The sequence below is a fragment of the Schaalia sp. Marseille-Q2122 genome (assembly GCF_903645355.1).
Classification (GTDB): Bacteria; Actinomycetota; Actinomycetes; order Actinomycetales; family Actinomycetaceae; genus Pauljensenia.
Window position 1 is genome coordinate 247584 of the sequence record NZ_CAHJXR010000005.1, and the last position, 14709, is coordinate 262292.

The window sequence follows — 14709 nt, forward strand, 5'->3', positions numbered from 1 at the left end:
AGCGATCTTCATGCCCACTCCCCTACACCCCAGCGCCGAGGCACAGCACGCTTCACCCCTCTGAAGGACAGTCAAGATCGCGCGCATAGACTCGGCACGTTCACAGTGACAGTGCATTCAGGAGCAGCATAATCAGCGGCATCAGCATCAGCCCCAAAACGCTGATGTTCAGCCACTTATGATCGCGTAAAATCGCGACATATTCGCGCAATAGCGCGCTGGGCATGTAGTAGCGGGCGGTTGGTGCTCCCAGGGCGTAGCCGCGCACGCCCACTGTGCGCATGAGCAGTGCTGCCCGGAAGGCGTGATAGGAACTGGTGACCACCGCGCATCGACCCAACGGTCCGTAAGCGGATAAAAGCTTCGCCGAGTACGCCAGGTTTTCTTCCGTCGTTGTCGACATGCGTTCTTGGAAAAGACGCCCCGAGTCAGCTCCTCGCTCCTGCGCCCACTTCGCCATGGCTTCGGCCTCGGAAAGAGGTTCGTCAGGACCCTGCCCTCCCGACATGAGCAAGAGGGGGCGTCGGCCTCGTAAATCCTCCCGCTCGACCCACTCCATACCGCGCTGAATACGCGAGGCTAGCAGCGGGCGAACCTTGCCCTCGGGTACGCCAGCACCCAGCACGATGACGGCGTACACCGGCCCTCCGAAATAGCGCACGCACGCACCGTACACAACGGAGTACAGCAGGTAGGCCAGCAGCCCATAGCCCACCCACCCCAATGGGAAGGTGAGGAAGAGCAGCACAGCCACGACATCAAAAAGATTTAACACAGCCGCGCCAAAACCGGTGATGATGTAACCCAAAATGCCCACACCCAAGAAAAGGGAGAGCATGTGGGCGAGTGCTCGACCTTCATTGCGGATCATGGTGATGCCATTGGCAATGAGCATGATCGACAGGACAATGATGCCCAGGAGAGTCATTGCGAGGAAGAAAAGGAGCACCCACGCAGCCAGCTCCGAATCCTCCCAGCCAGGGATGGAGGCGATGGAACCCATCAGCCCGCCAAAAACCCCCGCGCCGAGCATGAGAAGCACGCTCAGCAGGGCCACTCCGATGCGGAGTTTCCGAGGATCGTGTGCAGCGTCAAGACCCGCGCAGAGCAGGATAAAAAGAGGCAGGGAGAGCAATTCCATAAGGGCCTATCGTAGGAGAAAAAACTCCCCTCTCAGCGATCGATGAACACCGCCACAGAAGTAGGGACTTTTGACCCAAAATGGATGTGACCGGCCTAGCAATTCCCATGCTTTGAGAGGTAGGCCATAGGTCCATTTCCACTGTTGAGATATGCCCGCCATCTCGAAAAGCGGACAATAGAGATACGCCCAACCGGCGACACTCGGAGGCCACCCGCCTCTCACCCCGGCGGCCCCACCCACGGGACCCGGAACAGCTGAAACGAGGGATCATGACGACACAGATGAGCGCAACGATCGACACTACCGAAGCATGGGCTGGTTTCACGCCCGGAAATTGGTCGGAAACCATCGACGTCCGTGACTTCATCCAGCTCAACTACACCCCCTACGAGGGCGACGCCGCCTTCCTAGAGGGCCCCACCGACAAGACCCTGCGTGTCTGGCAAACCCTCGAGGAGAACTACCTGCGTGAAGAACGCAAGGTCCGCATCCTTGACGTCGACACCCACACCCCCGCCGACATTGACGCCTTCGCACCCGGCTTCATCTCCGAAGACGATGACGTCTGCGTGGGCCTACAGACCGACTCCCCCCTCAAGCGCGCCATGATGCCCAACGGCGGCTGGCGTATGGTCGAAACCGCCATCAAGGAAGCGGGCAAGGAGATCGACCCCGAGGTCAAGAAGATCTTCACCCAGTACCGCAAGACCCACAATGACGCGGTCTTCGACATCTACACCCCCCGCATCCGCGCCGCCCGCTCCTCGCACATCATCACCGGCCTGCCCGACGCCTACGGACGCGGCCGCATCATTGGCGACTACCGCCGCGTCGCCCTCTACGGCGTTGACATCCTCATCGCCCAGAAGGAAGCCGACAAGGACGCCGTTGCTGACCAGCCCTTCTCCGAGCACTGGGCCCGCTACCGCGAAGAACACTCCGAACAGATCAAGGCCCTCAAGAAGCTCAAGAAGATGGCCGCCGACTACGGCTACGACATCTCTGGTCCCGCAAAGACTGCCAAGGAAGCCGTCCAGTGGACCTACTTCGCCTACCTCGCATCGGTGAAGTCCCAAGATGGCGCCGCCATGTCGATTGGCCGCCTGTCGGGCTTCTTCGACATCTACTTCGAGCGCGACCTGGCCAATGGCACCATCACCGAGCGCGACGCTCAGGAAATCATTGACGCCCTAGTCATTAAGCTGCGTATCGTGCGTTTCCTACGCACCATTGACTACGATCAAATCTTCTCCGGCGACCCCTACTGGGCAACCTGGTCTGACGCCGGTTTCGGTGATGACGGTCGTACCCTTGTCACTAAGACCTCATTCCGCCTGCTCCAGACGCTGCGTAACCTGGGTCCGGCTCCTGAGCCCAACATCACCATCTTCTGGGACGAGGAACTGCCCGCAGGCTACAAGGACTTCTGCGCCGCTATCTCCATTGAGACCTCCTCCATCCAGTACGAATCTGACGATCAGATCCGCTGCCACTGGGGCGATGACGCAGCCATCGCCTGCTGCGTGTCCCCGATGAAGATCGGCAAGCAGATGCAGTTCTTCGGCGCTCGAGTCAACGCCGCCAAGACCCTGCTCTACGCCATCAACGGTGGCCGCGACGAAATGTCGGGCAAGAAGATCGTCGAAGGCTACGAGCCGATCACCGGCGATGGCCCCCTCGACTTCGATGAAGTGTGGGTCAAGTACGAAGAAATGCTCGACTGGGTGGTCGGCACCTACGTTGAAGCCCTCAATATCATCCACTACTGCCACGACCGTTACGCCTACGAGTCCATGGAAATGGCACTGCACGACTCCGACATCATCCGCACCATGGGCTGCGGTATCGCGGGCCTGTCGATCGTGGCCGACTCCTTGGCCGCTATCAAGTACGCCAAGGTCACCCCGGTCCGCGACGAGACTGGCCTGATCGTCGACTACATCACCGAAGGGGACTTCCCCACCTACGGCAATGACGATGACCGTGCCGACGATATCGCCGCCACCGTCGTTCACACGGTGATGAGCAAGATCAAGTCGATCCCCCTCTACCGTGATGCCATCCCGACCCAGTCGGTGCTGACCATCACCTCCAATGTCGTCTACGGCAAGGCAACGGGTAACTTCCCCTCCGGTCACCGCGCAGGCACCCCCTTCGCGCCCGGCGCCAACCCTGAAAATGGCGTGGATACGCACGGCATGGTTGCATCCATGCTCTCGGTCGCTAAGCTCGACTACAACGACGCATTGGACGGCATCTCGCTGACCAATACCATCACCCCCCAGGGCCTGGGCCGCACCAAGGAAGAGCAGGTGTCCAACCTGGTCGGCATCCTCGACGCTGGCTTCATTCCCGAAGAAGACTGAGGGCGAGATGGGGTATGCCCTGCGGCCTGCCCCACTTCTGCCCCACTCACCTGATATTCCTCACCCAGCCCCATCGAACAAGGAGATGAGCACAATGGCAACCAAGACCTACGCAGAGCGTCTGGCAGATATGAAGGCAGCACGCGAGGCCAATGGCGGCAACGCAGGCCTCTACCACGCCAACATCAACGTCCTCGACCGCGCCACCCTTGAGGACGCGATCGATCACCCTGAGAAGTACCCCAACCTCACCGTCCGCGTGTCGGGCTACGCCGTGAACTTCGTCAAGCTCACCCGCGAGCAGCAGCTTGACGTTCTCTCGCGCACCTTCCACCACTCGGCCTGAGCCTTATCAGACCACACTGTGCAGCTGCGGGTGACGGGCTCTGATAGGGCCTGCCACCCGCATTTGCACCTCTACTCCCCAACCTTTTAGGAGCGGTCATGTCCCTCGTGCATCTGGATGCCCCCACCGTGATGGGCGTCCAAGATTTCCAAGCCCCCACTGCACGCGTCTCTGGCGCCGGCACGGCGGGCCTCGAGGAGTTGACTGACGTTGAACGCAGTGATCGTCTCACCCAAATGCGGGAGGGGGACCTTGGCTCCATTCACTCCTGGGAGCTCGTCACCGCCGTTGACGGCCCAGGCACCCGCATGACAGTGTTCGTCTCTGGCTGCCCCCTGCGCTGCCTGTACTGCCATAACCCTGACACGATGGCAATGAAAGACGGCCAGCCGATCGAGACTGCTGAGCTACTCAAACGCATTAAACGCTACCGTAGGGTCTTTAAGGCCACTGGCGGTGGGATTACCCTCTCGGGCGGGGAGATCCTCATGCAGCCGGCCTTCGCTGCGAAGGTTTTGCGTGGAGCGAAGGAGATGGGGATTCATACGGCCATTGATACCTCGGGATACTTGGGCGCGGCCTGCTCCGATGAGATGCTTGAGGATATCGACCTTGTCCTTTTGGACGTGAAAGCGGGTATCCCGCACATCTATGAGGAACTCACTGGCCGCCAGCTGCAACCCACTATCGACTTTGGTGATCGCCTGTCTGCATTGGGCAAAGAGATCTGGGTACGCTTCGTCCTCGTGCCCGGGTGGACGGATTCGGTGGAGAATCTCGAGGCCGTCGCCCAGATCGTGAAGCCTTGGTCGTCCGTGTCCCGCGTGGAGGTGCTGCCATTCCACCAGATGGGCATGGACAAGTGGGAATCCTTGGGTTTGGACTACCAGCTCAAGGAGACGCGCCCGCCCTCTGTGGAGGATACGGAAGCTGTTCGTGAACGCTTCCGTGCCCACGGACTGACAGTGTTCTAGCTGGAAATAGGCCTTTCGTCCTGTTTCCCGCTACCTGCGAGTGCAACGATGACAGGCCTTGAAGGCCACCTGATCTGTCGCAAGACTCCGTGCCATTATTACAAAGTGTCGTATTAAAGATTCTTGGATTTGGCCCTTTTGGCCTATAGTGGTGTGCGAACAGACCGCAAGGATGCGCTGTTATCCGTGACTCACAAGAGGTGGTTTTCCTATGGCACGAGTTGTCGTACTCGGGGCTGGCGTGGCGGGGCACACTGCTGTCATGCATTTGCGCCGCAAACTTTCTAAGGCCCATGAAGTCGTCGTTGTCACCCCTAACTCCCAGTGGAACTGGATCCCGTCAAACATCTGGGTCGGCACCGGCAAGATGAAGAAGGAACAGGTCCTCTTCCCCCTCGCTCCCCTCTACGCCAAGAAGGGCGTCATCTACCACCAGGCTCGCGCCATCGCCATTCACCCTGAAGGCACCGCCGAGAGCGAGAGCCCCATGGTGGAAATCGAATACACGTCGCCTGAGCGCGCCGGCGAGGTTGAGCGTATTCCCTACGACTACCTCATCAACGCCACCGGCCCGAAGCTGAAGTTCGAGGCCACCCCCGGCCTTGGCCCTGACAATGGCTACTCCGTGTCGGTCTGCACCGCCGCACACGCTGAGCATGCCTCCAAGGAACTGGCCAAGATTATCGAGGCCGCCCGCTCTGGCAAGAAGCAGCGCCTAATCGTCGGCATGGGAAATGGCACCTGCACCTGCCAGGGCGCGGCCTTCGAATACACCTTCAATGTCGAGTTCGAGCTGCGTGAAGCGGGCGTTCGTGACAACTGCGAGCTGGTGTACCTGACCAATGAGACTGAGCTTGGAGACTTCGGCGTGGGCGGCATGCGCTTCCGTCAAAACGGCTTCATGACCACCTCGCAGCTGTGGACCGAATCCATCTTCCGCGAGCGCGGCGTGAAGGCCATCAGTGGCGCAGCCGTGAAGAAGGTCGTCGAGGGGGGCTTGACCTACGAGACTCTTGACGGTGTCGAGCATGACTTGAGCTTTGACTTCGCTATGCTGCTTCCGCCTTTCTCTGGCCATCCCATTAAGGCCTTCAACAAGGCTGGCGAGGACATTAGCGATGTTGTCTTTGCTCCGAGCGGTTTCATGAAGGTTGATGCCGACTACTCCAAGACCAACTATGAGGACTGGAGCGCTGAGGACTGGCCACGCACCTACCAGAACCCCACCTATCCCAATATGTTTGCTGCGGGCATTGCCTTCGCGCCTCCGCACGCAATCTCCCGCCCGCGTAAGAGCGTCAACGGCACCCTGATTGCTCCGGCTCCGCCTCGTACCGGCCAGCCTTCGGGCACCATTGGCCGCACGGTTGCTGACACCATCATTGACCGCATTAAGGGTCGCGATAAGGCTGCTCGTGAAGCTCCGATGACCCATATGGGTGCTGCGTGCGTGGCCTCGACCGGTTCGAGCTTCCTGCGTGGTTCTGCGGCTGCGATGGTGATGTACCCGGTGGTTCCGGACTGGAAGAAGTACCCCGAGACCGGCCGCCACACGCATCATACGCGCGGTGAGATCGGGCTCTTCGGCCACTGGATCAAGGTCCTGTTGCACTACATGTTTATCCACAAGGCCAAGGCTCGCCCGGGCTGGACCTTCATTCCTGAGTGACGGGCGAAAAGGAGATTCTCATGTCTGACAAGGCACCTACCATCGAAGAACTCGATCCTGAACAGGCCGAACGCATTGCGCGCGCTCCCCTACCGACGAAGGGTACTTTGCGTGCTCGTCGTTGCGTTCCCATCCAACTGGTGAAGTTCGCCGTCACGAACCTGCGCATTATGGACATCGTGATCCGCGAGAAGCTGGGCATGTAAGGAGCCATTCCTGATCCGCGCAGGCCATGTGTATTCGCGCATAGGCCTACCGGGTGAAGGCCCCTGCTATGACGGCGACTGAGGGGGAATCCCATTATGGGATTCCCCCTCAGTCGTTGTTCTTCCTGAAGCAGGGCGCTAATGAGGATGACAGGGCGTTGAAAACACTACTGGGCCCTTGACGCGACGCCTGATGGCGATACTCGGCCCGTTGACCGCAGGGTACTCCTGAGCATGCAGGGCAGCGCCTAGACGGTTTACGGGACACTTGTTGCATTGTGTGACACCTCTACCTGTCACATAAAGTCGCAACCATCACCCAGCACAACAATGCGCACACTGTGCAACAACTGTCACACAGACGTAGCGCTTTCACCCCAAGGCACAACAAAGCGGGCAGGGTGGGGTGCGTTCGGCGCGGATGGGCATATGAGCCGTAGCGCAGCTAGGCGGGCGGGTCATCCCTCATCAGGTTAGACGGGCGAAGCATCGGAGAGGGCGCAGGCGGGCAGGGTGGGGTGCGTTCGGCGCGGATGGGCATATGAGCCGTAGCGCAGCGCAGGCTCATGACACGCGCCCCACCCGCCCGCCCGCCGACAGGCTCAGCGCCTGCAATCGAGCTCAGCGCCCGTTGAGGAAGTCCGGCACCGGAATACCGACGTACACGGTTTCAAGGTAGTCCTCGATGCCTTCCTTGCCGCCTTCGCGTCCCATGCCGGATTGCTTCATGCCGCCAAAAGGTGCACCAGCGTTAGAGATGGTGGCCGAGTTGACGCCGAGCATGCCGATTTCAAGGCGTTCTGCCAGGCGGATGACGCGGCCGATATCGGCGGTGTGGAAGTATCCGGCTAGGCCCACGGAGTCAGCGTTGATGACGCGGATGAGTTCTTCTTCGTCGTTGAAGCGCACGACGGGGGCGATGGGGCCGAAGATTTCTTCGGTCATGATTTCGGCGTCAACGCCAATGTCGGTGATGAGGGTGGGTGGGAAGAAGAAGCCGGGGCGGTCCAGGCGGGTCCCACCGGTGAGGACTTTGCCGCCTCCTGCGACGGCATTATCCACCAGTCGGGCAATGGTCGACAGTTGCTGCTCGGAGACGAGGGGGCCGACAGTGGTGCCATGCTCGGTGCCATCCCCCACGCGTTGTTCACTGAGGCGCTCGGCGAAACGCTTGGTGAAGGCCTCGTAGACGGAGTCGTGAACGAAGAAGTGGTCGGCGGCGTTGCAGGCTTCTCCCATATTGCGCAGCTTGGTCATGAGTGCGCATTCGACGGCGTAGTCGACGTCGGCATCCTCGAAGACGATGAAGGGCGCGTTGCCGCCAAGTTCCATGGAGGTGCGCAGGACTTGATCTGCGGCTTCTTTGAGGAGGGCGCGGCCGACGGCTGTCGATCCGGTGAAGGAGAGTTTGCGTAGGCGGCGGTCTTGGATGAGGGGGCCGGTGATGGCGCGGGTTTGTTCGGAGGGAATGACTGAGAGAACGCCTGCGGGCAGACCTGCCTCGGCCATAATCTTGGCAAAGAACAGTGCCGTCAGGGGGGTTTCCTTTGATGGCTTGAGGATGGCGACATTGCCTGCGGCAAAGGCGGGGCCTGCCTTGCGGGTAGCCATGGCCAGGGGGAAGTTCCAGGGGGTGATGAAGAGGCAGGGGCCGACGGGGCGACGCACGACGATGGCCTGGAGGTGCCCTTCGGGGACGCGGAAGTAGTCGCCGCGGATGCGGACGGCTTCTTCAGCGAACCAGCGGAGAAATTCTGCGCCGTAGGTGACTTCGCCGTCGGCTTGGTCGAGGGGCTTGCCCATTTCGAGGGTCATGACGAGGGCGAGGTCTTCGCGGTAGGTGGTGGTCATGAGTTCGAAGGCGCGGCGCAGGATTTCTCCGCGTTGGCGGGGTGGCGTGAATTGCCAGGCGTCTTGCGCGGCGACGGCTGCCTCGAGGGCCTGGGCGGCATCCTCTGGGGTTGCGGAGGCGACGGTGGTGAGGAGTTCGCCGGTGGCGGGGTTGAGGACCTCGAAGCGTTCTCCAGAGGATGCCGGGCGGAATTCTCCGTTGATGAAGAGGTCGGTGGGGATTCGGGTGAGGAGGTCGGTGATTCGCGGGTCGGTCATGTGAGTTCTCCTTTGAAGCTCAGCATTGTGAAAAGGCTTTGAGAGGGGGTTGCCAACTAATTTCAGGCTACCTGTTGACAATACTCCATCAATGCAGCATGATCGTATCACAGATCAGATACGATCTCAGATATGTTGTTCACGATCCGCAGCATTACCTCACTCGTTCCCGCATAAGGACCCGGGCCAAGCAACGGAGCAAGGCCCCCGCTAAGGAGCAGGCATTGCACACCAACATCATCACCGACACCCTCGGACTCCCGGTCGGCAAGATCATCGCCGTCCACCTGTCCTACCCCTCACGCGCCGCACAACGCGGACGTATCCCCACAGAAGCCTCGTACTTCTTCAAGGCACCCTCCTCACTCAGCGCAGGCGGCACCGTCGAACGCCCCTCCAACGCCGAACTCCTCGTCTTTGAAGCCGAGATCGCCCTTGTCATCGGCACCGCCGCCCGCAATGTCACCCCCGAGGACGCATGGAACCACGTCGGCTGGGTCACCGCCGCCAACGACATGGGCATCCTTGACCTGCGCGCCGCAGACAAGGGCTCCAACGTCCGCTCCAAGTCCGGTGACGGCATGACCCCCCTGGGCCCCACCCTCATCAATGCTCGCACCATCCGCCCTGAGGCCCTCCACGTGCGCGCCACCGTCGACGGAGAAGTCGTCCAAGACGACTCCTCCTCCACCCTGCTCTTCTCCTTCGCCCACTTCATCGCCGACCTCTCCCGCGTCATGACCCTCGAAGCGGGCGATATCATCCTCACCGGCACCCCCGCCGGCTCCTCCGTCCTCCAGCCCGGCCAGAGCGTCACCGTTGAGGTCTACTCCGAGGACGACCCCACACTCACCTCCGGCCCGCTCACCACCAAGGTTGTCGAGGCCCCCGCCCTCGCCCCCATCGGATCAGCACCCGTCGCCAGCGAGCAGCAGCGCATCGACGCCTGGGGCTCGCGTGAAGCAGCAGGACTCGAACCCGAATTTGTCCTCACCGACGACCTGCGCGAACGCCTGAGCGCAGTCGCCGTTGCCACCCTGTCCTCCCAGCTGCGCTCGCGCGGCTACGCCAACGCCTCCATCGACGGGGTGCGCCCCATGATCCCCGGCACGAAGATCATCGGCCCGGCCCGCACCCTACGCTATGTCGCCCACCGCCCCGACCTTTTCAAAGCCAAAGGCGGCGGCTTCAACGCACAAAAACGCGCCATTGACACCGTCAACGAAGGCGAAGTCCTCGTCATGGAAGCCCGCTCCTTCGAGTTTGCCGGCACCCTCGGCGACATCCTCGCCCTACGCGCCCGCGTGCGCGGAGCCGCCGGGATCATCACCGACGGCGCCGTACGCGACTGGGCTGCCGTGGCCGAAGTCGGCCTGCCCGTCATGGCCCAAGGCCCCCACCCCTCAGTGCTCGGACGCGTCCACGTCCCCTGGGACACCGACATCACCATCACCTGCGGCGGCGCCACCGTGCAGGTCGGCGACATTATCGTCGGCGACGATGACGGCGCCGTCGTCATCCCCCCGCACTTGGTCGTCGAGGTCCTCGAAGCCTCCGAAACCCAGGAAAAGGAAGAAACCTTCATCGCACAGATGGTCGAAGAAGGCCACAGCGTTGATGGCCTCTACCCCATGAACGCCGCCTGGCGCGAACGCTACAACGAGTGGTGCGCGAATCGCTAAACCGCTCAGCCGCAGCTCGGCATGTGGCACCCCTCCTCCCCTCCCCATCCCCTACCCTTCAGGAGAAACACGATGGCAACGAAGCCCTCGGGCCTGCCCGACCGGATTCAGCACTACATCGGAGGCTCCTTCGCCGACTCCCTCGGCGGAGAAACCTTCGAGGTGATTGAACCCACCACCAACGCCCCCTACATCACCTGCGCCTCCGGCCAGCAGGCCGACGTCGACGCAGCCGTCGCCGCCGCCAAGAAAGCCTTCGACGAAGGCCCCTGGCCCCGCATGCTGCCCCGACAGCGCGCCCAGATCCTCTACCGCATCGCCGACGAGGTCGCCGCCATCAACGACGAACTCGCCGCCATCGAGTCCTACGACTCGGGCCTGCCCATCCGCCAGGCCAAGGGCCAGGCCAACCGCGCGGCAGAAAACTTCCGCTTCTTCGCCGACCTCATCGTCGCCCAGGTCGACGACGCCTTCAAGATGCCCGGCCGCCAGATCAACTACGTCAACCGAAAGCCCAAGGGCGTGGCCGGCCTCATCACCCCCTGGAACACCCCCTTCATGCAGGAATCCTGGAAGCTCGCCCCCGCGCTCGCCTCGGGCTGCACCATCGTCCTCAAGCCCGCCGAGTTCACCCCCGTCTCCGCCCAACTCTGGGCAGGAATCATGGAACGCGCCGGTGTGCCCGAAGGCGTCTTCAACGTCGTTCACGGCTTTGGTGAAAGCGCCGGCGACGCCCTCGTCAAGCACCCCGACGTGCAGCTCATCTCCTTCACCGGCGAACTCGGCACCGGCAAGATCATCTACGGCAACTGCGCCCGCAATATGAAGCACATGTCGATGGAACTCGGCGGGAAGTCCCCCGCCGTCATCTTCGCCGACGCTGACTTCGAAGCAGCCCTGGACTCGACCCTCTTTGGCGTGTTCTCCCTCAACGGCGAACGCTGCACGGCCTCATCGCGCATCCTCGTTGAGCGCCCCATCTACGACCGCTTCGTCGAGGCCTACGCCGAACGTGCCAAGCGCGTCGTCGTCGGCGACCCCTCCCACCCCGACACCGAAATCGGCGCCCTCGTCCACCCCGAGCACTACGCCAAGGTGTGCGAATACATTGAAATCGGCAAGAGCGAGGCCCGCCTCGTCGCTGGCGGCCGACGCCCCGCAGACCTGCCCGAAGGCAACTACGTCGAAGCCACCGTCTTCGCCGACGTCGCCCCCGACGCACGCATCTTCCAAGAAGAAATCTTCGGCCCCGTCGTGGCCATCACCCCCTTCGACACTGACGAAGAAGCCATCGAACTGGCCAACAACGTCGAATACGGCCTGGCCGCCTACGTGTGGACAAGCAATGTCGCCCGTGCCCACAACGTCGCCCACGCCATCGAATCGGGCATGGTGTGGATCAACTCCCACAATGTCCGCGACCTTCGCACCCCCTTCGGCGGCGTGAAAGGCTCGGGCCTGGGCCACGAAGGCGGATACCGCTCCCTGGACTTCTACTCCGTCCAACAATCCATCCACGTCACCCTCGGTGACGTGCACACCACCCGCTTTGGAGCCACCGGATACGCCGAGAACGACCTCGGCCTGGGCGGCCCCTCTGCCTGATCCCCACGATCAGGCAGCCCACACGCCGCACCGGCGGCACTCCACACCCCCGTAAATTCAGCCAAAGGAGACTGACATGTCGGATTTTGTTCCCACCCCCACCGCACCCGCACCCGATATCCTGCGCTGCGCCTACATGGAGCTGGTGGTCACTGACCTGGCCAAGTCGCGTGAATTCTACGTCGACATCCTCGGCCTGGTTGTCACCGAAGAGGACGAAAACACCATCTACCTTCGTTCCTTCGAAGAATTCATCCACCACAACCTCGTCCTGCGTAAGGGCGACGTCGCCGCCGTTGCCGCCTTCTCCTTCCGCGTGCGCACCCCCGAAGACGTCGACAAGGCCGAGGCATACTACAAGGAACTGGGCTGCGACACCCGCCGCGGCTCCTTCACCAAGGGCATCCCCGACGCCGTGCGCGTCGTCGACCCCCTGGGCTTCCCCTACGAATTCTTCTACGAGGTCGAGCACGTCGAGCGCCTCGCCTGGGCCTACCAGCTCCAAGGCGCTGGCGCACTGGTGCGCCTCGACCACTTCAACCAGGTCTACCCAGACGTCGTCAAGGGCACCGCCTACCTCAACGACCTGGGCTTCAAGACCACCGAATCCATCAAGGATGACGCTGGCGTCACCTACGCCGCGTGGATGACCCGCAAGCACACCGTGCACGACACCGCCATGACCGGCGGCGACGGCCCCCGCATGCACCACGTTGCCTTCGCCACCCACGAAAAGCACAACATCCTCTACATCTGCGACAAGCTCGGCGGCCTGCGCCGCTCCGACATGATCGAACGCGGCCCCGGACGCCACGGCGTCTCCAACGCCTTCTACCTCTACCTGCGTGACCCCGACGGCCACCGCGTCGAGATCTACACCCAGGACTACTACACCGGTGACCCCGACAACCCCGAGGTCGTCTGGGACGTCCACGACAACCAACGCCGCGACTTCTGGGGCCACCAGGTTGTCCCCTCCTGGTACCGCGAGGCCTCCCTCGTCCTCGACCTTGACGGTAATGTCCAGCCCGTCGTTGAGCGCACCGAGGCAAAGGAAATCGACGTCACCATCGGCGCTGACGGCTTCTCCTACACCCGCAAGGGCGATACCGAAGCGGGCTTCAAGCTGGGAGGCCAAGTATGAGCGCAGCAAATATCGTCCTTGACGCCAAGAAACCCGAGGACCGCAGGGTCGCACTCGGCACCCTGATCGGCACCGCCGTCGAATGGTACGACTTCTTCATCTACGCCAACGCGGCAGCCATCGTCCTGGCCCCCCTCTACTTTGACCCCTTCGTTCAAAGTGGCGGCGAACTCGCTGGCCGACTCATCTCCTTCGCCACCGTCGGTATCTCCTTCTTCTTCCGCCCCCTGGGTGCGGCGGTGGCAGGCCACTACGGTGACAAGATCGGCCGTAAGGGCATGCTGGTCCTGACCCTGGTTCTCATGGGCGTGGCAACCTTCCTCATTGGTCTGCTGCCCACCTTTGACACCATCGGCGTCTGGGCCCCCATCCTGCTGATCGTCCTGCGCGTCACCCAAGGTTTTGCCGCAGGTGGCGAATGGGGCGGTGCAGCACTGATGGCTGTGGAGCACGCTCCGGCGAACAAGCGAGGCCTCTTCGGTGGCTTCCCGCAGATCGGCGTGCCCCTGGGTATGCTCATGGCAACCCTCGCGCTAGCTGTCACCGACGCTCTTACCACTGAAGAGCAATTCATGAGCTGGGGCTGGCGTGTGCCCTTCCTCCTGTCCTTCCTCCTCATCGTCATCGGCATGGCCATCCGCATGGGCGTGTCCGAATCCCCGGTGATGAAGGAAATCTCGGCCAGCGAGGAGCAGGTCCGTCTGCCGCTGCTCGACATGTTCCGCACCTCCTGGAAGCCCCTCCTTCAGGGCACCCTCATCTTCGCGGGTAACGGTGTGGCCGGGTACATGATTACCGGCGGCTACATCCTGTCCTACACCACGAAGGACCTGGGGATGGAACGTGAGCCGATCCTCCACCTCATCACCCTGGCGGCGGCCTCGTGGATTGTCACGACGCTGACGGCAGCGTGGCTGTCGGACAAGATCGGACGCAAGGCGGTCTACCTTATTGGTTTTGCTATTCAGCTGGTGTGGATCTTTGTCCTCTTCACACTCATCGATACGCAAAGCCTGGGCATGATCGCCCTGGGCATGCTGGTGTTGACCATTCCCTTGGGCTTCACCTACGGACCCCAGGCAGCGCTCTTCTCGGAAATGTTCCCCGCACGCATCCGCTACTCGGGTGCTGGCCTAGCCAACGCGTTCGGTGCAATCGTCGGTGGCGCCTTCGCCCCGCTGATCGCCACCTACCTGCAGGCTCAGTTCCAGACCTCCCTGGCGGTTGCCGGCTACATCTTCGTAGTGACCCTCATCGGCACCATCGCCATGCTCTCGACGAAGGACCGTACGGGCGCACCGCTGACGGCCTCGGCGGACGCTGAAGCGAATAGGCGCATTGACGAGGTCGCCGCCGAAGTCCACGCCACGCCGGTGAACTTCGAACGAGGCGCGGGCTACTGACCACCACCTAGTGAGCGCTGCTCCACCTCGCGTGATCCGTCCCCTATGCTTGGGGGTGTTG

Annotated in this window: 11 protein-coding genes; 9 read left to right on the forward strand and 2 right to left on the reverse strand. The window is 62.0% G+C overall.

Features of this window, described 5'->3' with window-relative positions; all coding sequences use genetic code 11:
• Window positions 1–100: 100 nt before the first annotated feature.
• Window positions 101–1141 carry a YdcF family protein gene (locus HWX48_RS07255; RefSeq protein WP_175956082.1) on the reverse strand — a complete coding sequence of 347 codons (1041 nt, stop codon included), beginning with the start codon at window positions 1139–1141 and terminating at the stop codon, window positions 101–103.
• Window positions 1142–1413: 272 nt separating this feature from the next.
• Between HWX48_RS07255 and pflB the strand changes: the two genes are divergently transcribed.
• The 5 genes from pflB (at window position 1414) to HWX48_RS07280 (ending at window position 6705) form a co-directional block, all read left to right on the forward strand.
• On the forward strand, window positions 1414–3510 hold the full coding sequence (gene pflB, locus HWX48_RS07260; protein WP_175956084.1) for a formate C-acetyltransferase: 2097 nt from the start codon (window positions 1414–1416) through the stop codon (window positions 3508–3510).
• Between the two features lie 94 nt (window positions 3511–3604).
• Complete coding sequence (gene grcA2, locus HWX48_RS07265; RefSeq protein WP_175956086.1) at window positions 3605–3856, forward strand: autonomous glycyl radical cofactor GrcA2; 252 nt, start codon at window positions 3605–3607, stop codon at window positions 3854–3856.
• 98 nt (window positions 3857–3954) lie between these two features.
• A complete protein-coding gene (gene pflA, locus HWX48_RS07270) occupies window positions 3955–4830 on the forward strand; it encodes a pyruvate formate-lyase-activating protein (protein ID WP_175956088.1) in 876 nt (291 codons plus the stop codon).
• Between the two features lie 211 nt (window positions 4831–5041).
• Window positions 5042–6499 (forward strand): NAD(P)/FAD-dependent oxidoreductase, encoded by a 1458-nt coding sequence (locus HWX48_RS07275; RefSeq protein WP_175956090.1) that lies wholly within the window; start codon window positions 5042–5044, stop codon window positions 6497–6499.
• A gap of 20 nt (window positions 6500–6519) precedes the next feature.
• Complete coding sequence (locus HWX48_RS07280; protein ID WP_175956092.1) at window positions 6520–6705, forward strand: hypothetical protein; 186 nt, start codon at window positions 6520–6522, stop codon at window positions 6703–6705.
• Between the two features lie 621 nt (window positions 6706–7326).
• Here HWX48_RS07280 and HWX48_RS07285 read toward each other — a convergent pair.
• Complete coding sequence (locus HWX48_RS07285; protein WP_175956094.1) at window positions 7327–8814, reverse strand: NAD-dependent succinate-semialdehyde dehydrogenase; 1488 nt, start codon at window positions 8812–8814, stop codon at window positions 7327–7329.
• Between the two features lie 224 nt (window positions 8815–9038).
• Here HWX48_RS07285 and HWX48_RS07290 point away from each other — a divergent pair, with 224 nt between their 5' ends.
• From HWX48_RS07290 to HWX48_RS07305, 4 genes are all read left to right on the forward strand, one after another.
• Entirely contained in the window at window positions 9039–10496 is a 1458-nt protein-coding gene (locus tag HWX48_RS07290) for a fumarylacetoacetate hydrolase family protein (protein WP_254873009.1), read from the forward strand.
• A 72-nt stretch (window positions 10497–10568) separates the two neighbouring features.
• Window positions 10569–12101, forward strand: a complete 1533-nt coding sequence (hpaE, locus tag HWX48_RS07295; RefSeq protein ID WP_175956098.1) for a 5-carboxymethyl-2-hydroxymuconate semialdehyde dehydrogenase — start codon at window positions 10569–10571, stop codon at window positions 12099–12101.
• 76 nt (window positions 12102–12177) lie between these two features.
• Entirely contained in the window at window positions 12178–13245 is a 1068-nt protein-coding gene (gene hpaD, locus HWX48_RS07300; RefSeq protein WP_175956100.1) for a 3,4-dihydroxyphenylacetate 2,3-dioxygenase, read from the forward strand.
• Complete coding sequence (locus HWX48_RS07305) at window positions 13242–14648, forward strand: MFS transporter (RefSeq protein ID WP_175956102.1); 1407 nt, start codon at window positions 13242–13244, stop codon at window positions 14646–14648. Before hpaD ends, HWX48_RS07305 begins: the two co-directional genes overlap by 4 nt.
• The last annotated feature ends 61 nt before the right edge of the window (window positions 14649–14709 follow it).